The 23069-nt window shown below is 68.6% G+C and carries 29 protein-coding genes and 1 tRNA gene; 12 read left to right on the top strand and 18 right to left on the bottom strand.

What is annotated here, in order from left to right:
- From CHR28_RS17735 to CHR28_RS17725, 3 genes are all read left to right on the top strand, one after another.
- The gene (locus CHR28_RS17735) at nt 1–1434 is read left to right on the top strand and encodes an FG-GAP-like repeat-containing protein (RefSeq protein ID WP_094054614.1); all 1434 of its coding nucleotides are present in this window, start codon (nt 1–3) and stop codon (nt 1432–1434) included.
- A gap of 43 nt (nt 1435–1477) precedes the next feature.
- Nucleotides 1478–2905, top strand: a complete 1428-nt coding sequence (locus CHR28_RS17730) for a VCBS repeat-containing protein (RefSeq protein WP_094054613.1) — start codon at nt 1478–1480, stop codon at nt 2903–2905.
- A gap of 83 nt (nt 2906–2988) precedes the next feature.
- Nucleotides 2989–3999: a Yip1 family protein gene (locus tag CHR28_RS17725; protein WP_094054612.1), complete on the top strand. Its 1011-nt coding sequence runs from the start codon at nt 2989–2991 to the stop codon at nt 3997–3999.
- Between the two features lie 97 nt (nt 4000–4096).
- On the opposite strand, the gene CHR28_RS17720 is transcribed toward CHR28_RS17725, so the two are convergent.
- Together CHR28_RS17720 and dcd are read right to left on the bottom strand one after the other, a co-directional pair.
- Nucleotides 4097–4609: a phosphoribosyltransferase gene (locus tag CHR28_RS17720; RefSeq protein WP_094054611.1), complete on the bottom strand. Its 513-nt coding sequence runs from the start codon at nt 4607–4609 to the stop codon at nt 4097–4099.
- Entirely contained in the window at nt 4606–5181 is a 576-nt protein-coding gene (gene dcd / locus CHR28_RS17715) for a dCTP deaminase (protein WP_094054610.1), read from the bottom strand. The genes CHR28_RS17720 and dcd overlap by 4 nt, the downstream gene beginning before the upstream one ends.
- A gap of 511 nt (nt 5182–5692) precedes the next feature.
- Between dcd and CHR28_RS17705 the strand changes: the two genes are divergently transcribed.
- Nucleotides 5693–5766, top strand: a tRNA-Gly gene (locus tag CHR28_RS17705).
- Between the two features lie 49 nt (nt 5767–5815).
- Here CHR28_RS17705 and CHR28_RS17700 read toward each other — a convergent pair.
- From CHR28_RS17700 to CHR28_RS17655, 10 genes are all read right to left on the bottom strand, one after another.
- Nucleotides 5816–6982, bottom strand: a complete 1167-nt coding sequence (locus CHR28_RS17700) for a tyrosine-type recombinase/integrase (RefSeq protein ID WP_094054608.1) — start codon at nt 6980–6982, stop codon at nt 5816–5818.
- Nucleotides 6982–7194: an excisionase family DNA-binding protein gene (locus CHR28_RS17695; protein WP_094054607.1), complete on the bottom strand. Its 213-nt coding sequence runs from the start codon at nt 7192–7194 to the stop codon at nt 6982–6984. Before CHR28_RS17695 ends, CHR28_RS17700 begins: the two co-directional genes overlap by 1 nt.
- Complete coding sequence (locus tag CHR28_RS17690) at nt 7187–8482, bottom strand: replication initiator (protein ID WP_094054606.1); 1296 nt, start codon at nt 8480–8482, stop codon at nt 7187–7189. Before CHR28_RS17690 ends, CHR28_RS17695 begins: the two co-directional genes overlap by 8 nt.
- A gap of 152 nt (nt 8483–8634) precedes the next feature.
- Nucleotides 8635–8880 (bottom strand): SpdD protein, encoded by a 246-nt coding sequence (locus CHR28_RS17685; protein WP_094054605.1) that lies wholly within the window; start codon nt 8878–8880, stop codon nt 8635–8637.
- Between the two features lie 25 nt (nt 8881–8905).
- Nucleotides 8906–9100 (bottom strand): hypothetical protein, encoded by a 195-nt coding sequence (locus CHR28_RS17680; protein WP_094054604.1) that lies wholly within the window; start codon nt 9098–9100, stop codon nt 8906–8908.
- Nucleotides 9101–9115: 15 nt separating this feature from the next.
- A complete protein-coding gene (locus CHR28_RS17675; protein ID WP_094054603.1) occupies nt 9116–9307 on the bottom strand; it encodes a mobile element transfer protein in 192 nt (63 codons plus the stop codon).
- A gap of 14 nt (nt 9308–9321) precedes the next feature.
- Complete coding sequence (locus tag CHR28_RS17670) at nt 9322–9984, bottom strand: DUF2637 domain-containing protein (RefSeq protein ID WP_094054602.1); 663 nt, start codon at nt 9982–9984, stop codon at nt 9322–9324.
- 88 nt (nt 9985–10072) lie between these two features.
- Complete coding sequence (locus CHR28_RS17665) at nt 10073–11452, bottom strand: FtsK/SpoIIIE domain-containing protein (RefSeq protein WP_094054601.1); 1380 nt, start codon at nt 11450–11452, stop codon at nt 10073–10075.
- Nucleotides 11452–11808, bottom strand: coding sequence for an SCO3933 family regulatory protein (locus tag CHR28_RS17660; RefSeq protein WP_094054600.1), 357 nt, complete (start codon nt 11806–11808; stop codon nt 11452–11454). Before CHR28_RS17660 ends, CHR28_RS17665 begins: the two co-directional genes overlap by 1 nt.
- A gap of 156 nt (nt 11809–11964) precedes the next feature.
- A complete protein-coding gene (locus CHR28_RS17655) occupies nt 11965–12750 on the bottom strand; it encodes a GntR family transcriptional regulator (protein WP_094054599.1) in 786 nt (261 codons plus the stop codon).
- A gap of 107 nt (nt 12751–12857) precedes the next feature.
- Between CHR28_RS17655 and CHR28_RS17650 the strand changes: the two genes are divergently transcribed.
- Genes CHR28_RS17650 through CHR28_RS38385 form a run of 4 tightly spaced genes read left to right on the top strand, consistent with a single transcriptional unit; the run spans nt 12858 to nt 14458 of the window.
- Nucleotides 12858–13265 carry an NUDIX hydrolase gene (locus CHR28_RS17650; RefSeq protein ID WP_094054598.1) on the top strand — a complete coding sequence of 136 codons (408 nt, stop codon included), beginning with the start codon at nt 12858–12860 and terminating at the stop codon, nt 13263–13265.
- 46 nt (nt 13266–13311) lie between these two features.
- On the top strand, nt 13312–13743 hold the full coding sequence (locus CHR28_RS17645; RefSeq protein WP_094054597.1) for an ATP-binding protein: 432 nt from the start codon (nt 13312–13314) through the stop codon (nt 13741–13743).
- Entirely contained in the window at nt 13737–14084 is a 348-nt protein-coding gene (locus CHR28_RS17640) for a hypothetical protein (protein WP_094054596.1), read from the top strand. The genes CHR28_RS17645 and CHR28_RS17640 overlap by 7 nt, the downstream gene beginning before the upstream one ends.
- Nucleotides 14081–14458 carry a hypothetical protein gene (locus CHR28_RS38385; RefSeq protein ID WP_094054595.1) on the top strand — a complete coding sequence of 126 codons (378 nt, stop codon included), beginning with the start codon at nt 14081–14083 and terminating at the stop codon, nt 14456–14458. Before CHR28_RS17640 ends, CHR28_RS38385 begins: the two co-directional genes overlap by 4 nt.
- A gap of 788 nt (nt 14459–15246) precedes the next feature.
- Here CHR28_RS38385 and CHR28_RS17630 read toward each other — a convergent pair.
- Both CHR28_RS17630 and CHR28_RS17625 read right to left on the bottom strand, forming a co-directional pair.
- Entirely contained in the window at nt 15247–15669 is a 423-nt protein-coding gene (locus tag CHR28_RS17630) for a hypothetical protein (RefSeq protein ID WP_094054594.1), read from the bottom strand.
- Nucleotides 15670–15773: 104 nt separating this feature from the next.
- A complete protein-coding gene (locus CHR28_RS17625; RefSeq protein ID WP_179272476.1) occupies nt 15774–16568 on the bottom strand; it encodes a TIGR04255 family protein in 795 nt (264 codons plus the stop codon).
- 164 nt (nt 16569–16732) lie between these two features.
- On the opposite strand from CHR28_RS17625, the gene CHR28_RS39085 reads away from it, so the two are divergent.
- Together CHR28_RS39085 and CHR28_RS17620 are read left to right on the top strand one after the other, a co-directional pair.
- Nucleotides 16733–17044, top strand: a complete 312-nt coding sequence (locus tag CHR28_RS39085) for a DUF7660 family protein (RefSeq protein ID WP_441351036.1) — start codon at nt 16733–16735, stop codon at nt 17042–17044.
- Between the two features lie 562 nt (nt 17045–17606).
- A complete protein-coding gene (locus CHR28_RS17620; RefSeq protein ID WP_179272475.1) occupies nt 17607–17837 on the top strand; it encodes a hypothetical protein in 231 nt (76 codons plus the stop codon).
- Nucleotides 17838–17937: 100 nt separating this feature from the next.
- Here CHR28_RS17620 and CHR28_RS17615 read toward each other — a convergent pair whose 3' ends face one another.
- Together CHR28_RS17615 and CHR28_RS17610 are read right to left on the bottom strand one after the other, a co-directional pair.
- Nucleotides 17938–18399 carry an ATP-binding protein gene (locus tag CHR28_RS17615; protein WP_094054592.1) on the bottom strand — a complete coding sequence of 154 codons (462 nt, stop codon included), beginning with the start codon at nt 18397–18399 and terminating at the stop codon, nt 17938–17940.
- Nucleotides 18400–18672: 273 nt separating this feature from the next.
- Nucleotides 18673–19413: a GntR family transcriptional regulator gene (locus CHR28_RS17610; protein ID WP_094054591.1), complete on the bottom strand. Its 741-nt coding sequence runs from the start codon at nt 19411–19413 to the stop codon at nt 18673–18675.
- A 144-nt stretch (nt 19414–19557) separates the two neighbouring features.
- Here CHR28_RS17610 and CHR28_RS17605 point away from each other — a divergent pair, with 144 nt between their 5' ends.
- Both CHR28_RS17605 and CHR28_RS37810 read left to right on the top strand, forming a co-directional pair.
- Nucleotides 19558–20655, top strand: coding sequence for a DUF1152 domain-containing protein (locus tag CHR28_RS17605; RefSeq protein ID WP_094054590.1), 1098 nt, complete (start codon nt 19558–19560; stop codon nt 20653–20655).
- A 376-nt stretch (nt 20656–21031) separates the two neighbouring features.
- Nucleotides 21032–21184: a hypothetical protein gene (locus tag CHR28_RS37810; RefSeq protein WP_179272474.1), complete on the top strand. Its 153-nt coding sequence runs from the start codon at nt 21032–21034 to the stop codon at nt 21182–21184.
- A 160-nt stretch (nt 21185–21344) separates the two neighbouring features.
- Here the strand turns inward: CHR28_RS37810 and CHR28_RS17595 are convergent, their stop codons facing one another.
- Nucleotides 21345–21992: a hypothetical protein gene (locus tag CHR28_RS17595; protein ID WP_094054588.1), complete on the bottom strand. Its 648-nt coding sequence runs from the start codon at nt 21990–21992 to the stop codon at nt 21345–21347.
- Between the two features lie 223 nt (nt 21993–22215).
- Nucleotides 22216–22947, bottom strand: coding sequence for a hypothetical protein (locus CHR28_RS17590; RefSeq protein ID WP_094054587.1), 732 nt, complete (start codon nt 22945–22947; stop codon nt 22216–22218).
- Nucleotides 22948–23069: the final 122 nt, after the last annotated feature.

The raw sequence follows: 23069 nt of genomic DNA, 5'->3' as shown, positions 1-23069 counted from the left end.
ATGCGCAAGCGCACCCTCCTGCTGGCCACGGCCCTCACCACCGGCCTGCTCACCGCCCTGCCGGCAGCACCGGCCGCCGCCGCGCCCTCCGGCCTGTCCGGCGACTTCAACGGCGACGGCCACCGCGACCTGGCGATCGCCGCCCCGCTCGGCAAGGCCGGCGGCAGGACCGGCGCCGGCTACGTCGCCGTCGTCTACGGCACCGCCGCCGGCCTCGACAGCGCCAAGCGCCAGATCATCAGCCAGGCCACCGACGGCATCCCGGGCGTCCCCGAGGCGGGGGACCACTTCGGTGACCGCCTGACCACCGGCGACCTGGACGACGACGGCTACACCGACCTGATCGTGGGCGTGCACGCGGAACGGATCGGCTCGACCGACGAGTCCGGCGTGATCACCGTGGTCTGGGGCGGCGCGACCGGCCTGAGCACCGCCACCGACCTGACCACCCCGCTGCCGGACAGCCACAACGAACTGGGCTGGTCGGTCGCCGCCGGCGACTTCGACGGTGACGGCGTCACCGACCTGGCCGCGGCCAACAACGCCTCCCCCGAGGTCGGCGTCTTCCAGGGACCCGTCTCCCGCACCGGCAAGGCCTCCGCCCTGCTGCCGCTGTACGTCCACAGCGAGACCGGCATCAGCACCGACCAGCTGGTCGCGGGGAACGTCACCGGCGACGACGCGGCCGAGCTGCTGGTCATGGGCCAGCAGGAGAGCAACGGCGGCTTCCGCACCCGCAGCGTGCTGTACAAGGGCTCCGCCGACGGCCTGCGCCCGGGCAGCACGCTCGCCGGCGGCTACGCGGGGGTCATCGCGGACGTCGACAAGGACGGCCACGGCGACATCGTCACCGGCAACTTCATGGAGAAGACGGCCGACGAACCCAACGGCGGCCCCGGCGGCGCGGTCACCGTCACCTACGGCGCCCCCGGCGGCGTCAGCACCCGCACCCCGGTCCGCATCACCCAGGACACCACCGGCGTCCCGGGTGCGGCCGAGAAGAACGACCGCTTCGGCTGGAGCCTGTCGGCCGGCGACACCAACGGCGACGGCTACGCCGACATCGCGGTGGGCGCCCCGTACGAGGTCATCGGCTCGGCGAAGCAGGCCGGCACGGTCACCGTGCTGCGCGGCTCGGCGTCCGGCCTGACCGGCAGCGGCGCCAAGTCCTTCTCCCAGGACACCACCGGCGTCCCCGGCGCCGTCGAGGCCTACGACTCCTTCGGCTACGCCGTGCGCCTGACCGACGCGAGCGGCGACGGCCGCGCCGAGCTGGTCACGAGCGCCGCCTTCGAGAACAGCGGCGACGGCGCGGTGTGGCTGCTGAAGTCCACCGCGTCCGGCGTCACGGCGACCGGCTCCAGGTCCTTCGGCGCGGCGACGCTGGGCGGCCTCGCGGCCGACGCCGCCTTCGGAGACGTCCTCGCGGGCTGAGCCCGCACCCGTCCCACACCACCCCCCACCTGGAGGATCACCCATGCGCAGGCAGACCGCGGCCGCACTCGCCGCCGCCCTGCTCACCGCCGGTCTCACCCCGCTCACCCTCGCGGCCCCGGCATCGGCGGCCCCGGCCAGGTTTGCCGACGACTTCAACGGCGACGGCTACCGCGACCTCGCCACGGCGGCGCCCTACGCCCCGGTCGCCGGCAAGACCGACGCGGGCGCCGTCGTCGTCACCTACGGCTCCGCGAACGGCATCGCCGCGGCCCGCCGTACCGTCCTCACCCAGGACACCGCCGGCATCCCCGGCACCGCCGAGCAGGGCGACCGCTTCGGCAAGGCCCTCGCCTCCGGCGACCTGAACGCCGACGGGTACGCCGACCTGGTCGTCGGCAGCGTCGGCGAGGACGTCGGCTCCGACGCCGACGGCGGCTCGGTCACCGTCGTCTGGGGCGGCAAGAACGGCCTGTCCGGCGGCAAGGGCGTCAGCGACCCGGCCGTCTCCGCCCACGACGAGTACGGCATGTCCCTCGCGGTCGCCGACTTCGACGGGGACGGCCGCCCCGACCTCGCCGTCGGCAGCACCGGCAGCGACGTCTGGATCCACCGGAGCTTCACCAAGACCAACGGCTCGACGTCCCGCTCCGAGCTCGCCACCGGCCTGCGGGGCGGCGCCGGACTGGCCGGCGCGCAGAGCCTCGCCGCCGGCGACATCGACGGCGACGGCACCGACGACCTGGTCGCCACCGGCAGCCAGGCGTCCGACTACGAGGACGGTGCCATGGTCTTCCTCGGCGCCGCCTCCGGCCTCACCCGCCAGACCTTCCTCAGGAGCGGCGGCTGGGAGCTGGCCACCGTCGGCGACCTGAACGGCGACGGCCACGACGACGTCGTCACGGCCGACTACGGCGGCGACGCCAAGAGCCTCGGCGGCTCGGTCAGCGTGTACCCGGGCGGCCCCGGCGGAGCCCGCACCAGCCCCCAGATCACGGTCGACCAGGACACCCCCGGCGTCCCCGGCGCGGACGAGGAGGGCGACTGGTTCGGCAACGACCTGTCGATCGCCGACGTCGACGGTGACGGCTACGGCGACCTGGCCGTCGGCACGATCCACGAGGACGTCGGCAGCGCGGACATCGCCGGCGGTGTCACGGTCCTGCGCGGCTCGGCGGCCGGCCTGACCACCACCGGCGCCCAGTCGTTCACCCAGGACACGGCCGGCGTCCCCGGCACCGCCGAGACCGCCGACCGCTTCGGCGCCTCGGTGCGCCTGTCCGACCTCACCGGCGACGGCAAGGCGGACCTGTCGGTCGGCGCCGACGGCGAGAACCACCCCTCGGGTGCGGTCTACAGCCTGCGCGGCTCGGCCTCGGGCGTCACCACGAAGAACGCGGTCAGCTTCGGCCCGGGCTCGCTCGGCATGTCGACCACCGGCTACCTCAGGCTCGGCCAGGACATGCTCTAGCCGCGGCCCGGCGCGTCACGGCGAGGCCCGTACGGCCGAACCCCGAGGCCTCACGGACGCCCAAGGGCCCTGTCCCTTAAGGGATGTCACAGCTCGGCCGCAAAGCCGGGCCCGGATGCCCGGGCCCGGCACGCCACTGCCCGGGACCAGGTACGTTCGAAGACGTGGCTGGATTCAGGATCGGACGCGGCCGGAACAACGGCGCTCCTCAGACGCGACCGCAACACCCCCCGTACGGGCAGCAGACGCCGCAGGGGCCGTCGTACGGCTACCCGCCGGCGCCGCAGCCGTACCCGCAGCAGCAGCCGTACGGCAACGGCGGCGGCCCCGGCTGGCCGCAGTCGAACGCCGGCCCCGGCGGCGGCTACGGCGGCCAGGGCGAGCCGGAGTACTTCGGCGACGGCGCGTACCCACCCGGCCCCCAGGGCCCGCACGACCCGTACGCGGCGAACAACCCGGGCCACACCCAGGCCTTCTCGGTCGGTGAGGACCCCTACACCCAGGGCGACACCTACCTCGCCGGCTCGGCCGCCCCGCCGCCCGGCCCGGTCGGCCCGCGCCTGCACTGGAAGGCCCTGCTGAGGGGGATCGTCCTCGCCCCGAACCAGACGTTCCTCCAGATGCGGGACTACACGATGTGGGGCCCGGCCCTGATCGTCACGTTCCTCTACGGCCTGCTCGCCGTCTTCGGCTTCGACGGCGCCCGCGCGGATGCGATAAACGCCACACTCTCGAACGCCATCCCCATCGTCCTGACGACGGCCGTCGCGATGGTGCTGAGCGCGTTCGTCCTCGGCGTGGTCACCCACACCCTGGCCCGCCAGCTCGGCGGCGACGGCGCCTGGCAGCCCACGGTCGGCCTCTCCATGCTGATCATGTCCCTCACGGACGCGCCCCGCCTGGTCGTCGCGATGTTCGCCGGCGGCGACGCCACGTTCGTCCAGCTGCTGGGCTGGGCGACCTGGATCGCGGGCGGCGCGCTGCTCACCCTGATGGTGAGCCGCTCCCACGACCTGCCCTGGCCGAAGGCCCTGGGCGGGTCGGCGATCCAGCTGATCGCGCTGCTGTCGATCGTGAAGCTGGGCACGGTCTGAGACACCGCACGCAAGACGAAGGGGCTCCCGGCGGGGAGCCCCTTTTCTCATGACGGCGCCGGATCATGACGACGCCGGATCATGACGGCGCCGGATGTCAGGCGTCGAGCACCTGCCCGGCCCGCCGCACCACGGGCGGCTCCACGCTCCACGGGAAGTTGATCCACTCGTCGGTGCGCTTCCACACGTACTCGCACTTCACGAGCGAGTGGGACTTCTCGTAGACGACGGCGCTGCGCACCTCGGCGACGGTGTCGAGGCAGAAGTCGCGCACCAGCTTGAGCGTCTTGCCGGTGTCGGCGACGTCGTCGGTGATCAGCACCTTCTTGCGGCTGAAGTCGATCACGTTCGGCACGGGGGCGAGCATGACGGGCATCTCCAGCGTGGTCCCCACACCGGTGTAGAACTCCACGTTCACGAGGTGGATGTTCTTGCAGTCCAGGGCGTAGGCCAGACCGCCGGCGACGAAGACACCGCCGCGGGCGATGCTGAGCACGATGTCGGGCTCGTAGCCGTCGTCGGCGATCGTCTGCGCGAGCTCGCGCACGGCGACGCCGAACTTCTCGTAGGAAAGGTTCTCCCGCACTGGACTCTTGCCGCTGTCGCTCATACCTGGGTCCGATGGAAGTTGAGGAAGGACCGGGAGGCGGTCGGCCCCCGCTGTCCCTGGTACCGCGATCCGTACCGCTCACTCCCGTACGGGAAGTCCGCGGGCGAGGTCAGCCGGAACATGCACAGCTGCCCGATCTTCATCCCCGGCCACAGCTTGATCGGCAGCGTGGCGAGATTGGACAGCTCCAGCGTGACGTGCCCGCTGAAGCCGGGGTCGATGAACCCGGCGGTGGAGTGCGTCACCAGCCCAAGACGCCCCAGCGAACTCTTCCCCTCCAGCCGGGAGGCGAGATCGTCGGGCAGCGTGATGACCTCGTACGTGCTGGCCAGCACGAACTCGCCCGGGTGCAGGATGAACGGCTCGTCGCCCTCCGGCTCCACGAGCCGGGTCAGATCGCTCTGCTCGATGGCGGGGTCGATGTGCGGGTACCGGTGATTCTCGAACACCCGGAAGTAGCGGTCGAGACGCACGTCGATGCTCGACGGCTGCACCATCGCGTCGTCATACGGATCGATGCGTACCCGTCCGGCGTCGATCTCGGCCCGGATGTCCTTGTCTGAGAGAAGCACGCCCCGAGGATACGCAAGGCGCGCGGAGCGCCCGCAACCGGACACCACCGCGCGCCTGCGCTGCTGCTGCTACGTGCTCCTACTGCTTCTGATAGCTGACGGGCACCACGCTCCGGAGCCGCGCGCATCGCGGGCACCGAACCAGGCGCCCGGGGCCGAGCCGCTCGGCCTGCTGCATCGGGAACGAAGCGGTGGTGAACACGTGCCCTTCGGCACAACGGACGACGGTGCGCTCCATCAAGTCCAAGAGTCCCTTCCCCAAGAGCCGCGTCCGGCTGCTGCTCGCCTGACGACAAAAGCCACAGTACGGGATCAAAGGGACGGCCCTCCAGGCGGCACTCCGATCCCGCCCGGCCCCTCCTCGACGCCCACACGGTACGCCCCAACTCCGTTCCCCCGCAGCCGCATCTCATCCCTGAAAGACCATCAGGCCCCGCGGTGCGGACACCGGGGGCCTGGCATGAGGTAGAGTGGGCGAGCATTCGGACACCGACTCGGGTCGGCGTCTTACGCGGGTGTAGTTTAATGGTAGAACATCAGCTTCCCAAGCTGAGAGCGCGAGTTCGATTCTCGTCACCCGCTCCACGAAGAAGGCCCAGGTCAGAGACCTGGGCCGTTTTGCTGTCCGGGGTGATCACTGGCCGCGTGCCAGATCCGTGCCAGAAGGCTTCACGGCGGCCTTCCGGGCAGCCTCCTCGCGAGCCTTCCGGACCGTGACGTCGAGGCCGGCGGCGACCTCCTTCTGTCGCTCCTCGTCGGAGTGCTGATAGATCAGCGCGGCCTTCTCGGACGACTGCCCGGCGCGCACCATCGTGTCCTTCAGGGTGGCACCGGAACGGGTGGAGAGGGTGTGCCCGGTGTGCCGCAGGTCGTAGAACCGGAACCCCTCCGGCATACCGACGACCTCCCGGGCCTTCCGCCACTTCCGCCCGAAGGTGCTGCGCCGGAAGGGGGCCCCCTTCTCCCCGACGAAGAGCAGCCCGTCCGGGCCCGGCTCGGCGTACGACTCCAGATGCCAGCGGAGCTCCCGGCGGAGGAAGGCGGGAAGAATCACAGTCCGGGTGCCTGCCTCGGACTTGGTGTCGCCCTGGACGCGGCGCCCGTTCATCCGCTCCGGTTCGGCGAGGCGGACTCGGAGCCGTAAGTGGTCAAGGTCGACGTCCCGGCGCCGGAGACCGGCCAGCTCTTCGGGCCGGAGAGGACCGTAGGCGCCGAGGTAAACCATGAGCCGCCAGCGCATGCCGACCGCATTGGCGAGGGCGTCCACCTGGGCGACGGTGGCAATGCGCCGCTCAGCAGCCTTTTCCTTACCGGCACCCTTGATGCGACACGGGTTGCGCGTGATCAGCTCGTCGTCCACAGCCGTCTCCATGATGGCCTTGAGGAGCCGGTACGCCTTGGCTGTGATCGTCTTGCCCGTGAGCCGGAGCCGTTCGGCCCGCCACTCCCGGACTCGGGGTGCGGTGATCTCGTCCAGGTCCAAGTCCGTGAAGGCGAACAGGTGCTTGTCGAGGAGGTAGCGGTACAGGTCCTGCGTCAGCGGTGCGAGCTCCCGTTCGTCCACCCACTTCTCGGCGTAGGCCCGGAAGCTCACCGCGCCTGCGTCGGGATCACGCCACTCGCCACGGCGAATCTCGGTCTGCTTCTCGGCGAGCCAGTCATCTGCGTCCGCCGTCGTCTCGAAGGTGCAGGGAGCGGGACGCATCACACCGTCAGGTCCTGGATAGCGAGCCTGATAGCGGCCTGACGGCAGTTTCCTGATTGCTCCGAAGCGGCGCCGTCTGCCTCGGTTGTTGGCCATCAGGCAGCCCTCCCGTAGCGAGCGCGAGGCCGCCGGATCGGCTCGACCGTATGAGACGAGATGAACTCGGCAAGGGCGCTCTCTGGGATACGTACGTGCCGACCGACCTTGACGTAGCGGATACGCCGCTCCTCGATGAGTCGCCGAGGAAAACGGACCGTGGTGCCGAGCAGTTCGGCGACCTGCCCGACCGATAGATAGCGCTCAGCCACGTGTGGGCTCTCCTTCCGTTCCGGGAGCGGGATCGATGGTTTCGGCGAGCCAGGCTTCGGCGTCGGTGAGGCCGGTCCCGGCGTAGATCCAGTGCGCGAGGACGAGGGTCGTGTCCGGGTCGGTCTCAGCCGCTTCCAGGGCTTGTGCGCGGCGCCATTCGGCGCGGGCGTGGCGGAGGGTGCCGAGAGTGGTGGAGTAGCGGCGGGACTTGGTGGAGAAGTGGCCGCGGAAGCCGAGCATGTGGGCCCAGGCGCGCAGGCGGAGGTGTTCGAGGTCTTTGCGTGCGCCGAGGGTCCAGGCGGTGCGGATGAGTCGGCGGGCGTGGTCGCTGATGTCGAGCTGGGCGAGTTCGGCGAGAAACTTCAGCGGCCGGTCCAGAGCTCCCGTGGCGGTCTCGGCGCCTTTGGTGGCGTACTTCGCGATGTACGCAGCGACAGCCCGTTCGGTCAGCTCCTGGCCGCCGTCGAAGTCGGCCGAGCGGATGGTGCGCACGTCGAGCTGACGGCCGAAGGCGAAGGTGTGGGCCCGTCCGTCGATGACCGGGCCGTCCACGCGAGCGGCGGCAGCGGCCGACCGGATGGCGTCGGTCAGCAGCTCGGCGGTGGCCCAGGCAGGTGGCGGGGTGTCGCCGCCCTCGGGGCCGTCGATGCGGATGACGGCGTGGAAGTGGACGGCTCCGCGCTTCTGGTACTCGGCGACCTTGGCGAAGGACACCCGGGCGTACTCGCGGAAGGCCCGCTGAGTCAGTCCGGCACGCTTGGCGACCTCCCGGCGCAGGTAGGTCGAGAAGCGCCGCCACAGCGGACCGGCATGCGCGTTCCAGAGCACGGCCGCTTCGTAGTCGTAGGTGTCCGGGTCGAGGGCGGCGCCGAGTGCGGAGTCGTCCTGGTCGTGGAGCGTGCCGCAGCGGCAGCGGCGGACCGAACCTGCCGGGCCGGTGGGGCGGTTGTGGACCGGGCCGAAGCTGGGTGCGGTGAAGGTGGCGAAGACGCGCGGGTGTGCGGCGACGCGTTCGGGGACGCCCTTGCCCCCGCGCAGGCCGCTGGTGATCAGGTGGAAGGTGTCGCGGCGGTAGACCTCGGCGCAGGCCGCGCAGCGGGTGGTGCGGCGGTTGTTGCAGCGGACCAGGAGGTGACCGGCCGGGAGGCTGGAGGAGTCGAGGTGGTGGAGGACGTTGCCGATCTCGCCGGTGCGGGTGTTCAGGTCGTATTCGGTGCGGTGGCCGTCGAGGCGGATCGGGTGGGTGCAGCCGCCGAGGCCGGCGAGCTGGCGTAGAAGTGCGGGCATGGTGCCCAGGGCGGCCAGTTCACCGAGTTCGTGGAGCGGAGGAGGAGTGGCGCGGGTAATGATGGCTTCTCCTTCTGGTTTCGGCTGGAGGGAGAGGGCCCCGGGGCGGCGGATGCTTGGCGGTATCGAGGCCGCCCCGGGGGTCTGGTGTGTCAGTGGCGGTGCTGGTCGCGGAGCATCGAGCGCAGGACCACGGCGGCGACGGCCACGGAGATGGCCGTGACGGCGACGGCGGCCAGGAGCGCGGTCAGCACGACGCCGCCGACGAGGACGGCCGCAACCGCTCCCGTGTTGACGGAGATGTGAGGGGCGGGACGCCGCGCGGGCGCCTGGTCGGCCACTGTGTGGGGATACGCGGGCGGCGGCGTCGGGCTGTCGGGGTACTTAGGCAGGAACACAGCGAAGCTCTCCTTACCTACTCGTCTAGTCATGTGAGCCGTTGACGATGTCCACGCCGGAGCGCGTACCGGACTCGATGGCCGGGGCCATGAACGTGTGCGAGAGCCAGAAACCGAAGAGGGCGATCAGGACGACGATCCACGTGCGGACGCCGAGAAACTTGACCGCTCCCCAGGCGAAGAAGCCGAGGACGGCGACGAGCGGCAGGCTGACGGTCACGGTGTGCGGGTCCTTTCAGCGGGCGGGGCAGCGGTGGGTGCGGGCGGCCAGTTCGGCGGCGGCACGGCTGTCGTAGTCGGCGGAGAAGCCACAGCGCGGGGCCGTACAGGCGGCGGTGTGCTTCTCCCGGCCACGGCCGTCGTAGGACGTGCCGACCTGGACGGGGCCGATGCGGGTGACGGAGCGGAAGCGGCGGTTTGCGCTCACGTGGATGTTTCCTCTCAGAGTTGGGCGGCGATGGCGTCGGCCATGGGCGGCGGGACGCCGAGGCGGGCGCGCAGGGTTGGGGTGTCGATGGCCGTCCCGGTGCGGGCGTGGTGCTCGGCGGCGACCTTGCGGGCGTGCTCGACCAGAGCGGTCGGGACGGCAACCGGAGGCGTGGGCGTTGCCGGAATCGGTACCGGATCGACTGCCGGAGGCGCCGGGAGTTCCGGTGCGAGGTCGAGGACGGCGTCCTCCTGGCCCTCGATCTCCTCGGACGTCTCTCCGTCCAGGGCGTCACTGGTCTCGTGGTGCGATGCCGGCGGGGAGTGGGCGAGAAGGGTTCCGCCGAGGAAGGCGACCGCGGGCCAGCCCGCGACGAGGATGCGGAGCCAGGCCGGTACGTGGTCGAGGTCGAGCAGTCCGGCGGTTGCGATGTTCGCGCCGAGGGATGCGGCGAGGGCGATCAGGAACCAGCACCACCCGGCCGTTTTCGCCTCCCCGGAGCGCAGTCGGCGCCAGGCTGCGACGAGCAGCAGGTCAACGCTGATCGGGTAGGCCCACGCTTTCCACCCGTCCTGTCCGGCCACGGAGGCGACGTCGTGCAGGTGGGCGAAGGACAGCGCGGCGGCGATGACCGCTTGGACGAGCACCGCGTCGACGCGGGCCAGGTGGGCGCGCATGCTGCGGCTCCTTCCGGATTCAGGCATGGGAGGGGTAGGGACGTGGCGCGAGGCGGTCACGCCGACCGGGGATACGTGCGGCCGAGAATCAGTCGGTCACTGGCCGGGGGCGTACGACCGGGTTCGGAGTCTCGACGGTCGGCCGTACGGGCACGTCGGGCCGGAAGGGCTTGAGCGCGGGCAGGTCGGGGACCAGGTGGGCCGACGCGCGGCAGGTCTCGGCGGCGTCGCCGAGGGAGAGGTACGGGGTACGGATGCGGGACCAGCCGCCGGAAGTGTCACCGGCAACGGCGAGGCCGGGCCGTTCGGGGGCGATGGCGCAGGCGGCGGCAACCGCTTCGGGGGCGATGTCGCCGAGCGCCATCTTCGCGGAGGCTTCGTCGTTGACGCGGTGGCAGACGCGGCCGGTCAACTGGGCCCGCAGCATGGTCGCGCCCTTGCCGAGTTCGGCGCCGAAGCGCTGGCCGCAGACCTCCAGGTAGATGCCGGCGGCCCGGCCGAGCTGGGCGAGCCGGATGAGTTGGGTGACCATCTCGTCCCGGCGTTCCTCGTCCTTCTTCGTGGCGACGAGGAAGAGTTCAGCCACCTCGTCGACGAACAGCACGACGGGAACCGGGCGTTCGTGGTCGGGCAGGCCCCAGATGTCGGAGGTGATCTCTTCGTCCGGGGTGCTCGGCGCGACGCCTTGCCGGGCTTTGATCAGGTCGTATCGTTCCTCCATTTCTTTGATAAGCACGGGCAGTAGTTCGGCGGCCTGGTCGGGGTCGGTGGCGAGTGCTGACAGGCGCGGAGCGAAGGGCGCCAGTTCGACACCCCACTTGCAGTCGATGCCGACCAGAGCGACGGACTGACGGGCGAGGCCGACGACGAGGTGACGCAGATACATGGACTTGCCGGACAGCGTGGCGCCGAGGGTGAGTTGGTGCGGCACGGTGCGGTAGTCACGTATGAACGGAGTGGCGTCCTCGCGCAGCGCGACCGGCACCCGCAGCAGGTCCGGGTGGAGCTTTCGGGGCATACGAACCTTCCGCAGTACGTCGAAGCCGACGAGCCGCAGTTCCACCACCCCCGGCTTGATCGTGCTCACGTAGACGGCGTGGACGCCCCAGGCGTGCCGAAGCCGTTCGGCGGAGGCGGCCACATCGGCGGATTCCTGGCCTGGGGCGAGCCGCAGGCGGACCCGCAGCCCCGTCGTGGTCGGCCAGATGATCCCCCGACGCGGCGGTACGGGCCGGACTTCACGGCGGGTGGTGGCTTTGACCGCCAAGACCCGCAGCCGGGAGGGCGCGACAGTCAGACCGCACGCCTCCATGACCGAGCTGTAGGAGCTGAGCAGCCGGACCGTGGATATCGGTAAGCCGACGGTGGACCAGTACACCTCGGGGTGCTTGGCCCGGGCGTAGGCGGCCCCACCGCCGAGTGCGGCGACGGGACCACCCACCTCCAGCAGCGTTGCCAGATCGGTCATCAGGCCGCAGCCCCCACGGAGGCGGGGTAAGCGGCCGGAGTGACGGCGGCGGCCCGGAAGGCGATGCCGTGCCGCTGCTGCCCGTTGAAGACGCTCTCCCACGGCCGGGCGACCAGGCCCGGCAGAGAGACCGGGGCGCCGAGGGCGAGCCCTTCCGCCACCCCGCTCTCCGGGACGGTCACCCTGATCAGGGACGACTCCCCCTCCTCGATGTAGACGACGCCGATCGTCATCAGGGCCTCACCGCTGACGGCGTCCTTGGCGATCTCGCCCGTCTGCCGGTCGCGGACCTTGGGTTCGGGCGCCTCGGTCAGCAGGATCGTCGCGGCCGAGGTCTCCACACGGATGGTGCGCAAGGCTTCTTCCCATCTACTCGTCTAGACAAGATGCAGTCTTCGAACCCGGTGACGCCGGGAACGTCGACCGCTCTGCCACACCATTTGCCCACTCGTCTATACGAGTATGCGTGTCGGGGTGTACGAGTCCGGGGGAGTGGCCTCGCGCACCGCCGATCAGTTCGCCGGGAGCTGGTAGGAGAGGACGTAAGCGTCGGCGGCCATGACCGTGTCACAGACCTCCACGGCTCGTCCGGCCGCGTCGAAGGCGGTGCGGATCAGGTGGATCACCGGCACGCCCGAAGCGAGTTGCAGCGTCTTGACCTCGGACGGCGAGGGCATCCGGGCCCGGATCTCCTCCTCGAAGTGGTCGAGCTGGTGGCCCAGCTCCTCGAGTCGGGCGTAGATGCCGCCGGGGCCGGGATTCGGCTCGGCGATCTGCGTGCCGCGGGCGATGTCGAGCGGCAGGTAGGAGGTGGCGAACTCGACCGGCCGTCCGTCGAGCAGGTACCGACGACGCCGGGCGAGCACGCGCCGCACGGAGCCGAGGCGGGTGGAGATGTCCTGACTGGCCTTCTCCTCCTTGACCTCCAGACTGTCCACCTTCGGGTGACTGCCGGCGGCGTCGGCCTCCACGATGAACGCGGACTTGCCCTGCTCGCGGTGGCGCCGGGCGAACCGGTCCGAGGCGAGCCGCCGCACCGGGGGCCGTGGCCGAACGAAGACGCCCTTGCCGTGCTCGGCGTGCACCAGGCCCTCGCCCTGGAGGACCGAGAAGGAGTTGCGGACCGTCATCCGGGAAACGCCGTAGTGCTCGACCAGCTCAGCCTCGGAGGGCAGCTTCTCCCCCTCCTTGAATCGCCCACGGTCGATGGCCTCGCGCAGCTGGTCGGCGATCTGCCGGAAGACCGCACGATCACTGGTCGGATCGATGCCGCCGAGAATGCTCGGTAGAGACGTCACGCGTACTCCTTTAGGTATCTAGACGAGTGGGCGAGTGTTGTTGCTACGGTGGAGAGCCTAGTCAGCCGAGAGGGCCGAGGAACGTGAGCACAAAACGCCCGCACTCCGTGAGCGTCGCCGGGGTCATCGTCGATGACCAAGGCCGGGCCCTCCTGATCAAGCGCCGCGACAACGGTCACTGGGAGCCCCCGGGCGGAATCCTCGAACGTGAGGAAACCATCCCCGAAGCCCTCCAGCGCGAAGTTCTCGAAGAGACCGGCATCAAGATCGAGCTCTCTGCAACCCTGACCGGCGTCTACAAGAACATGACGGGCCTGATCGTCTCCCTCGTCTTCCGCTGTCAGGCAGTCGACGGCACCCCCACCACCGGAGACGAGACCCGCGCACTGCGCTGGGCCACCCGCGAAGAAGTCATCGACCTTGCCGACGAGGCCTACGCGATCCGCGTCCTTGACGCACTCGACGCGATGTCTCCGCCGGCCATCCGCGCCCACGACGGCGTGAAACTCGTCTAGCCCGAACCCGCTGCACATGGCGGCCTACCAGCATGAAGGAACTTGTATGCACGAGTATACGAGTACAGCCCGGGTCTGGGGACTGTCTTGCCCAGGTTTCCCGGAAGAGGTCAGCCGGGCCCGCCGCTGGACCCGCGACATCCTGCGCGGATCTCCCCTGGCCGACGACGCCGAGCTGATCGTGAGCGAGCTGAGCGCGAACGCCATCCTCCACACCGCGAGCGGTTCGCAATCGGGCAGCTTCCATCTGGCACTCGCGGTCTCCCCGCAGGTGGTCGCCCTGTCGGTCACCGACGAGGGAGGCACCGGCACGGCACCGAAGGTCGAGCGCCAGGACGACCAGGCCGAGCACGGCCGGGGCCTGGGCATGGTCAGCGCGCTCGCACACCGGGTCGTCGTCTACGACAGCCACGGCGGCTACACGGTCACCGCGGAGCTCTTCACCCAGGCCCGCACGGCAGGGGGAAACCAGTGTTGACGTCCCAGCATCCCGAAGCACTGGACGCGGACAGCCGACCCCTTCAATACCGTTGCCAGGCTGCCGCCTACTCCCCGCACGCGGCTAGCTCCATTCCCCTGGGGACACACGACACCACGAGCTCGCGCCTGGCCCTGCGCTGGTTACTGGAGCGCACGCGCCACATCACCGACCAGCTCGACGCCGCGTACGCGCAGCCTGGACTGCACTGGCTGATCGACGAGGCAGAGCACGAACGAGCCCTCGCCTACATGACCGCAGGAACGGGCTACCAACTCACCCTGCATGACGAAAACGTCCACTACGTCCTCACCGCCCACCCGATGGGAGCGGCCTCGTGAGCGGGACAGTCCGCGGCTACTGGTGCGAGTGCTGGACCGAGCACGTCACCAGGCCGGAACCGCCGGCACTACGAGCATCGTTCGACGCGTACTCGGCCTCCCAAGCAGACCGATGGGTGGCCATCGCACTCCGCACCATCTCACCGGCACTCGACTCAGACGCCTCGGATGAAGCGTGGGCATGGCTACGCGAGGACCGTGCCGAGACGAGAAGGGCTCTCCTACGCTCCGAGCCGTTCACGGTGACCATTAAGCACGCCCAACTCCGCATCACATGGACCATCCGGCCAGTGCTCTACCTGCCCCTCGCACACCGGCAGGCCGCTGAACTTCCGGCCTGTGCCTATGCCTTCAGACCCCAGCCGACCGATTGAGTTACAACTTTCTCTACTGGTTCAAGGCGGCTCGCTCCGCTCACCGCGCGCGGCCCGGCCCCCGGCCGGGCCTGCGCTCCTGTCTCCGCCCCGCTCCAGCCCGGCCGGCGCCCGCGCCGCGCGCACAGCGATCAGCCACTTGATGCCAGAGAAGGGGTGCGTCGTGGCTGGGGCGGTCGGCTCCACGGCTTTAGGCAGCCACTTTGGCGCGAGCCTCGAAGATCATGGCCCCAACGTCGTGCTTTAGCGGGCAGGTCCACAGACTGCCCGACGCGCCGGAAGCTTACGGGGCCATGATCACTCGCGCCAAAGCAGCTCCAGCCCAAAGCCGCTCCACCGACCTTGTCACTCAGGCGGATAGCATCGCTCAGCGGCCTCAGCCAGCGCCTCGGATATCTCCCGCCTCCGCGGCCTATCCGGCCGGGGAACCTCACACTGAATCAAAGCATGCGCGATCCCAATAGGGGGATCATCAAAGTCCGGATCATCCAGAACTTTTGCCTTACAAGAGCGCACTACCTGAACAGGGAAGCCGTATACAACTTGACCCTCTTTTTTGATCATCGAGTGCGGGCCGAGGTCGTGCTCCGACAGAATTGAGCTCCGATGCACCGAGATGCCATCCGGATCCCACTTGAAGGCCGTGTGAGTAGGAGCCTTCTTCCCTGTTATCAGATCAGGGGCTAGAAAGTCTGGCTTATCAGGAATCCTTCGGTAGATGATCTCGTCATCCGGAATATCGCTTTCACTCGAACCCAAAGAGCCCCCCTCTCGCAAGCTACCGACCCTCAGGAAAAAAGTCTTCTCCAGGCCGGATTCGCCACCCACACACGGAGCGAGAGGGACGAAAGGAGCCTCCTAACGGCCTCGACTCCCACCCCCTCTTCACCCAAGTACCCGCTCACCCTGGCGCCACCAGAGGGCTCCGCGTAGCGGATATAGGGCATCTCTCCTGGGAAGAACTCGATCTCCAGCCTCTCACGGCCAGCTCGCCACTCAAAGACGATGGAGCCGTCCTCACCAGGGGTGATGAAGGGGAAAACTGTTCGATGATCCGAGATCCTGTCGAGCGTCCGGTAAGCGACATGGGTGACGGATTGCGAGGCAGGCTCACCGCCGGCGTCATCCCAGTTCAGAGGCAGCGTCCTAAGTTCGTGCAGCTTGCCGCTCACATACATCTGCAGTTCGAGCTTGGTTCGCTTCTCTAACACACGGGACGTTCCACGCCGTGCGTCGTTACGGCGAATCATCCACACGCCAGCGTCCCGAGCGGGGGCAGCAGTGAAGGGTTTCCCCCCTCGCGCAGGTTGCGTGATCACTTGATTTCCCCCCATTGACTTCTCATCCCGTCACTGGTGACTTCAAGAAAAGCACCTGCCACCACTTCGTGGGCACGATCCATACGGTCCGTAAAGTCATCTTCTGTGTCGACTTGGGATTCCGCGTCAATGATTAGAGACGCACCCTCAGTGAATTCGCCGTCCGAGGGTTCCGTCACAGCAGAGTCAACACCAATAAGTACCGCGACCCGCGGATCCAGTTCCGATTCGTCGTAGTGAACCCTGAAGCCGCAGTAATCTGGAACACGGAAAGGGAAGGATGATTCAGATTTCCACCCGGTAAGAACGCCCGCCATTGCTTGGTGAGCAGAAACACCAGGGATCTTATTCGTATAAGTTACGTCTGCTCGCTTCACTCGTGGAAGCACACCCGAAACCGACTGCGACAGTTTCGAGAATTGATCAAACTTAGCGAGAAGTTCGGCTTTAAGCGCCTGATACCCCGGGTAGGAATTCTCTCCGTCGGAGAGGTTCCACTTTAGAACGAACCGATCTTGCTGGAACCTAACTTCCCTGTCCCCTGCTTCTGTGGTGAGCGAACAGAGAGCCATGGGCCAAGACAAGCCGGACCTGACGAACTCCACGTCGTCTTGCTCCGAGGCTTGCCATGCTGGCATAGGCGTAGATTCCCGAAGAATCGGGTAGTCCTCGCGCCAATCCACTCGCAACTGAGCCAGATCCAAGGTCTGCAGCTTCGGCAGCGTGTCAAACAGCAGTGCGAGTGACACTGCATGTACTGGCGGCCGTTCGAATCGCAGTTGCTCTGCCATTGAGATCTCCACCCCCTCGATCAGCCTACCCATGTGGCACAGCTCACCAACAGAGGATGGCGCAATCGAGCAGCCTAGGTGCCTCGGACGGCTGAAAATCTACCTCCTAGCAGCCGACTTGCACTCGAGAGGGCGAATCTCGTCGGCTATCTGAGGGACATACGGTGACAGAGTTGCCACTTGTGCTGACAAGCTCCAGTCGGCGCCACACGTGCAAGTGCTCCATCGGTTCCCGGCAAGTCAGACACTTGCCGTCAGTGCCTGTCAGAAACCTGGCTGCCTTCGTCCGAACCCTCCACAGCAGCCACACCGAGGAGGGCCACTCAAGGGAGAACACGGACCTCGCGAGTGAGGTGCTGGCAGCCTGGATGGACGACGCGGACGGCTGGTACAACAACGCTGGCCGCAATTTTGCCCGCCAGCGGCGGCTGGAGCTTCTTCGCACAAGCCTTGCTGGCTGCAACCACCACGAGTAGTCCGTGGCTCGCGGCAGAGGCGCAGAGCTGACGGCAGCGCCCGTGCCAGACACGTGCCAGATCGTGCGGGGAATAGCGGGGACCAGGCCGCTGATCAATCGGACTCCGCGCCCGCTGCAACGCAGTTCAGCCAAGCAACCGCCTGCCGAGAACCCAAGCTTCCCAAGCTGAGAGCGCGAGTTCGATTCTCGTCACCCGCTCCATGCGAACCCCTAGGTCAGAGACCTGGGGGTTTTTGTTTGTGCGGCGCATGAACCCCAGCCTCAGGCACAGCCTGCTTTCACTCGATCCCCTGGCGGCTTGCCCCTCGCCGGCGAACGAGCACTCCCGTCGCCCCGAGCGCACTATGGAGTCAGCAGCAGAGGGAGGGCGCGTCATGGGCAGGAAGCACCGCGCTCCGGAACCGCAGTCATGGGGTCCACGCGACCCGGGAGGCGCACTACCACCGCCGAGACCCTGGCCGGGGCCTGAAGGCTCCGCCCCGCTTCAGCACCCGCAGCAGACAAGCACGGCACCCCCACCCAGGAGGCGGCGCCGGATCTTCCTCTGGATCTTCCTCGCAGTGCAGATCCTGTTCCTGATCTGGGTGATCACGGGTGCCGCGACCTCCAGCGGCACGCCCGAAGAATGCCGCGGCCTGACGGGTGACAATCTTGAGCTGTGCGAGGACGCGAACGACCTCGGGACCACCATCGGTGTCGGCCTGATCGTCGCGTTCTGGGTAGCCGCCGACTTCATCCTGGCTCTGACGTACGCCATTTACCGACTGGCCAGCAGGCCACGACGGGACTGAGGTCCCCGCACACGGCCCCTCCTGCCGACCGAGCCGGCGCGCGACCGAGCCCCTCGGAGCCCCTCGGGATCAGCAGGTGAAGCGACATGGACCACGCCGCTCACCGCACCGCCGAAGCGATCCCACCTTCGGGCCAGGCATCGGCCATCACGAAGGAGACGACGGTCCCGCCGAACCGGCTCGGCGCCGCATGCCACGACTCGGCCAGCGCATCGACCAGCAGCAGCCCACGCCCGTGGGAGTCATCAGCGTCGGGATGCCGCAGCCGCACGTTCGCCGACAAGCCGGGGTTGTGCACGTCGACCCGGAGCGAGGTCCCCTCACGGAACCACTCGACCCGGACGAGCCAGGGTTCGTCCGACCGACCGTAAGCGATGGCGTTGGTCACCAGCTCCGAGATCATCAACACACAGTCGTCCACGGAGCAGGCCGGGTTGTACGGAGCGATGAACTTGCGGAACCAGCGCCGAGCCCGCGGCACGGACTCAGCGACAGGATGCAAGGTCATCGACCCGAGACGCGGTGACCCCTCAGGCGGGTAGCGGTCGATCATGTAGGCCATCCGGTGCTCACTTCCTGCCGCTACCACCGCAGTCGAGGCAGCGCCGCTTCGATGTGACGCGGGTGCGATCGGCGGCGGTGACAAGCGCCGGGCTCGTACGCGAACCGGCACGCTTCCAGCCGCGCCTCGGCAACCTCGGCAAGGTAAGTGCGTGCCCTGATCCGGCCGCTGACTCGTCACACCGCACCTCCTCCCAAAGTGGCCTTAGCCACTTACTGGATGGTGGCATTAGCCACTTCGAAGACGCAAGCCATTCACCGATACTGTCCCCCTTCAGGTGAGGGGGTAGCCCTGCTCGAACGCCCAGCGATGCGGCGGGTAGGTGGCCTCAGCGAACTCCAACGGCTGGTCTTGGAGGTCGAAGACGACGTGGTGCACGACCAGTACGGCGGAGCCGACGGCAAGTTGAAGGTCTTCGGCCTCCTTCTCCGTCGCCGCACGCGCGCAGATGCGATCTTCCGCGTAACTCCCCTGCCGCCCGGTCATGTTCTCGACGTACAGCAGCGTCCCCTCTTGGATCCGCTCAGGCTCCAGGAGCTTCGGTGCACGCTGACCGACTTCCGGAGCGAACCACGAGGTGGAGAGCGTGATCGGCCCGTCGTGGTTGTTGGTCACCCGCCGGCGGTGCACCGCACGGCGATCCTTGACCAGGCCCAGCGCCTCAGCCACGTGATCCGGTGCCTCCAGCCAACCGGCAGAAGTGATCACGGCGTACTCGCCAGGCGTGTAGATCTTCCCGGTCTGCCGAGCGCGCCCGTACAACTCACGAGCCCGCCGGTTGACTTCGAGGCTGCGCACGTACGTGCCCGATCCCTGGCGCTTCTCGACGAGCCCTTGATGGCTCAGCGCCTCCAACGCCCGTGCAGCCGTGGGCCGGGACACCTTCCAGTCGGCCGCCAACTGCCGTTCGGACGGCACCTCGTCACCGGGTCGCAGGTCACCCCGAAGAATCTGATCACGGATGTAGTGCGCGATCTGGAGATACTTCGGCTGAGCCTCCTCGATCTGCGGCATCAGTCCTCCTCACCCAAGGCGAGCCCCAGGCGAGTAGTCGGGCACCCCGCTACCGAGCTGAGGCCTGCTTCTCGTTAAAAGTGGCTATGGCCTCCAGCCACTATAGAGCGAGGGGGTCACCCCCCACGCCGTAGGCTGGGGGGCATGACGCGGTTGATCGTCGCAGCAGGAGGCGGGGGTGACGCAGTCGCGGCCGCTATGATCCACGCCGCCCTCTACGGCGACGAGGACCAGGCGGTGATCCTCACGTACGCCTGGGACCGCCTCCTGATCGACCCGGTACCCGGTCCCCGAGGACCGGACAACTTCACAGGCCTCCAGCCCCTCACCCCAGCAGTCTGGGCAGTGCCGGCCGAGGCCCGCCCGATCGCTCCCGCGGGTTCGACTCTCCCCCGACTCGCAGCAGAGCTCCGGCACAGGTTCGCGTTGATCGATCCACGCCACGGGGTCGAAGGCGTCACCCGCCAACTCGAAGAGATGGTTGACCACTTCTCACCAGAGTCGATCGACCTGCTGGACGTGGGCGGTGACATCCTCGCCCGCGGCGACGAGCCAACGCTGAAAAGCCCGCTTGCCGACGCCCTCACCCTCGCCGCGTGCTGCCAGGTGAATGCCCCCGTCCGCCTCCTGGTGGCGGGCCCCGGCCTCGATGGCGAACTACCTCTCGACGAACTGCGCGGCATGCTCGGCCCGCTCCTCCACAGCCTCACCGCGAAGGACGTCGAGCCGATCAGCTCCGTCCTGGAATGGCACCCCTCCGAGGCAACCGGGATGCTCGCGGCGACAGCCCGAGGCGTACGCGGCACATGCGAAATGCGAGACGCCGGCCTCCCGGTCCCCCTCACCGACGAAGGACCGACGGTCCATGAAGTCGACCTGGACGAGACGCTCACCCGCAACCAGTTGGCCCGCGCCATCCTGACCACCGCCACCCTGGACGAGGTCGAGGCACACAGCCGCGAAATCTGCGGCTACTCGGAAATCGACTACGAGCGCAACAAGGCTGCATGGCTCAAGGACCAGCCACCGGCCCAGCTCGACCCGGAGGCCGTACTGTCCCAGCTCGACCAGTTCGAAGCCGAGGCCCACAGCCGCGGAGTCACCCACACGACGTTCCGACGCATCACAGAAGCCTTGAACCTCAACGGCTCCTTGCGCGAGGACCTGCGCCAGTTGCTCATCAGCAGCCGTCCGAAGCAATACGACGCTCCCTTGTGGCGCATCACAGCCACTACTGAGTAACAACCTTCTTCACGGGTTCAAGGCCCGCGCACGGCGCGGGCGCGCGCCGCCTCTGCGGCGCGGCCGGCCTCCTGTCTCCGCCCCGGCTGGCCGCGCCCGGCGGCTGCGGGCATGAAGTGGGAGACACCCTCTGTGGCTGGGGCGGTCGGCTCCACGGCTTTAGGCAGCCACCATGGGTCGAGCCTCGAAGATCATGGCCCAACGTCGTGCTTTAACGGGCAGGTGGGCGATGTGGAACGGAGGCACCAGCGGGCAGTCGGGGTCCTCAGGCGGGGAGAGTTCGCCCAGTGTCCACGACCAGGCCTATTCGACCACCACGACCGTGCCGGCCCGCAATCAGATCTGGCTGGAGATTCCGGGCACCGGACAGGGGACCGTGCAAGACACACTGCTGAAGAACTGCAAGGTCATCGTTCACCGGATCATGGCGGGCGGAAAGGCTCCTACGGGTTTCCACTCGGCTCCCGAGGAGTGGTATCACGGCTGCACCGACGCTCTGGCCGAGTGGTTCGCCAAGCGGGACCGGTAGTGGCCACGCCCTGGGCGGCGAAGCGGCCCAACCTCCCGCAGGGGAAGGGAAGCAGGGAACAGCGGCGGCTCCTGTGGGCAGCAGTCGGCCTTCCGCTCCGTAGCCGCTCACCTCTGCCCGGCCCCGCCCTTCCCGAGTCCTCGCCTTCTCCGCGCCCTCCTCACGCAGTCGGTGACGGGGGCTCGTTGGCCCCGCTGACGCGCTGGGCGCGCTGCTCCCGGCGGTACTCGGCCTCGGCCTGTGCGGTGGCCTCCGCCTCCTCCCGCTTCAGCTCCAGGGACTCCACGGCGTCGCTGTAGGCGTGGTTCGGCTCCGGCATCGGCTCCTCCCGCTGCCACGCGCCGACGCACTCCACGGCGTGGGAGATGACTCCGCGCAGCACCCAGGCCCGGGAGCGGGCGCCGCCCCTGTAGGCGTACTCCAAGCCGGACTGCCAGGCATCCAGTAGGTCCAGGGTCTGGTGCAGGCGGGCGCGTAGGGCCTCGTCGCGGATGACGCCAACGGCGATACGCGCCGGGGCGGTGAGGTCTTCCAGCTTCTGGTCCCATGTCTGCCGGGCGGCGGTGAACGCGGCGGACTCCTCGGCGTCCAGCCCACGCGCCCGGGCGCCGGGAACGTCACGGACATGCCTCTGGAGCTTGCCGAAGGTGTCCGCCAGCGTCGCAACGGCGGTGTCCTGCTTGGCCTCCAGGCGTGCCTGGCGGGCGTCCGCCAGGGCCTTGTTCTGCGCCTGGCGGGTGCCGCCGTACGTGGCGGCAGCGCCCACCAGGGCGCCGACGAGTCCGGAAACGGGAGAGATCCAGTCCATGGGTGGCAGTGTCTCCGATGACCAACAGGCCTGGCGCCACCGGCCGTTGAGCAGATGCCTTCCCGCTCGCCTCGGCCTCGGCCATGGCAGCGAAGAACGCGGACTGGACGGAGCCGGTGCCGTTGGCTCGTAGATGCAGGGCAGGGGGCGTGCATCGTTTCCGAACTGACGGCTTGTTTCCAGTGAGCCGGGTGCTTCTGGGCCGTCCACCCTCACGACCGCCTCAGCCCAACTTCCTGCGACCGGTGCCCCTCGAGTGGGAGACGCCGTCGAGTGCGGCACTGATTTCCCTCAGGCGGTCCTCGGGCAGGGCGAAGGCGTTTTCGGGGTTTCGGTAGGAGTGGCCGCCGTCGTTGGTGCGGACGCCGTCTGCCGTGGTCCAGTGGGCGGGGGCCCACTGGCCCTGGTTCGCAAGGAGCAGGGTCGCCACTTCGGCGGGATCTTCGATCGAGGTGAGCGCGGTGAGCGCGGTCGTGAGGGGAGCTGCGGCTTCGTGGGGAAGTCGTGCGTCGCCGAGTGCCGGGAAGATCAGCAGGAGACGGGAGTCGGGGTCGTCGACTCCCTCCGTTGCCGGCTGTCGGGCGACGGACAGCAGCTCCGGCCAGGCCACGCCGGGCCCCATGAAGTGACCGTCGTCCACCGCGAGCGTCTCCGCCGCGGACCATGCCGGGTGGTGTATCAGGTAGTCCACTCCGCGCTCGTCCACGATGTTGCGGTACACGACATGGATGGTGTGTCCGGAGGACAGGGGCACGCTGAACACCGGCCAGTGGCTCTCGGCGGACAGGGCGCGGCTCAGCTCCATGGCCGCGTCCCAGTCCGCACCGAACGCGGCTCGCAGCGCTCGCTCACCGCGCAGGCAGCTGCCGAGGTGGACGGGCCAGAACAACGGATCGTCGAGGTAAGCCGTGCCCGGGACCAGAGGTCCGTCTTCGTATCCGGGGATCTTCAGCATCGGAGGATGATGACAGGCCGGCGCATGGGGGTGCGCTGCGGTGTGAGACCCGGCCCGCTGGGAACCCCCATGGAGAGGAGGGCCTGCGCGGCCGTCGGCCGGCGAAGCAGTGAGCGCGACTC

The organism is Streptomyces sp. XY006 (assembly GCF_002237655.1).
Classification (GTDB): Bacteria; Actinomycetota; Actinomycetes; order Streptomycetales; family Streptomycetaceae; genus Streptomyces; species Streptomyces levis.
The sequence above is the reverse complement of the archived record's forward strand: the minus strand, read 5'-3'. Positions and strand labels throughout refer to the sequence as shown.

Bases quoted from the DNA above. Each gene is read 5' to 3' on its own strand.
- CHR28_RS17735 (WP_094054614.1), top strand. From the start codon at position 1: ATGCGCAAGCGCACCCTCCTGCTGGCCACGGCCCTCACCACCGGCCTG.
- CHR28_RS17730 (WP_094054613.1), top strand. From the start codon at position 1,478: ATGCGCAGGCAGACCGCGGCCGCACTCGCCGCCGCCCTGCTCACCGCC.
- CHR28_RS17725 (WP_094054612.1), top strand. From the start codon at position 2,989: ATGTCACAGCTCGGCCGCAAAGCCGGGCCCGGATGCCCGGGCCCGGCA.
- CHR28_RS17720 (WP_094054611.1), bottom strand. From the start codon at position 4,609: ATGAGCGACAGCGGCAAGAGTCCAGTGCGGGAGAACCTTTCCTACGAG.
- CHR28_RS17700 (WP_094054608.1), bottom strand. From the start codon at position 6,982: ATGGCCAACAACCGAGGCAGACGGCGCCGCTTCGGAGCAATCAGGAAA.
- CHR28_RS17690 (WP_094054606.1), bottom strand. From the start codon at position 8,482: ATGCCCGCACTTCTACGCCAGCTCGCCGGCCTCGGCGGCTGCACCCAC.
- CHR28_RS17670 (WP_094054602.1), bottom strand. From the start codon at position 9,984: ATGCGCGCCCACCTGGCCCGCGTCGACGCGGTGCTCGTCCAAGCGGTC.
- CHR28_RS17665 (WP_094054601.1), bottom strand. From the start codon at position 11,452: ATGACCGATCTGGCAACGCTGCTGGAGGTGGGTGGTCCCGTCGCCGCA.
- CHR28_RS17645 (WP_094054597.1), top strand. From the start codon at position 13,312: ATGCACGAGTATACGAGTACAGCCCGGGTCTGGGGACTGTCTTGCCCA.
- CHR28_RS17625 (WP_179272476.1), bottom strand. From the start codon at position 16,568: ATGGCAGAGCAACTGCGATTCGAACGGCCGCCAGTACATGCAGTGTCA.
- CHR28_RS17615 (WP_094054592.1), bottom strand. From the start codon at position 18,399: ATGGCCTACATGATCGACCGCTACCCGCCTGAGGGGTCACCGCGTCTC.
- CHR28_RS17610 (WP_094054591.1), bottom strand. From the start codon at position 19,413: ATGCCGCAGATCGAGGAGGCTCAGCCGAAGTATCTCCAGATCGCGCAC.
- CHR28_RS17605 (WP_094054590.1), top strand. From the start codon at position 19,558: ATGACGCGGTTGATCGTCGCAGCAGGAGGCGGGGGTGACGCAGTCGCG.
- CHR28_RS17595 (WP_094054588.1), bottom strand. From the start codon at position 21,992: ATGGACTGGATCTCTCCCGTTTCCGGACTCGTCGGCGCCCTGGTGGGC.
- CHR28_RS17590 (WP_094054587.1), bottom strand. From the start codon at position 22,947: ATGCTGAAGATCCCCGGATACGAAGACGGACCTCTGGTCCCGGGCACG.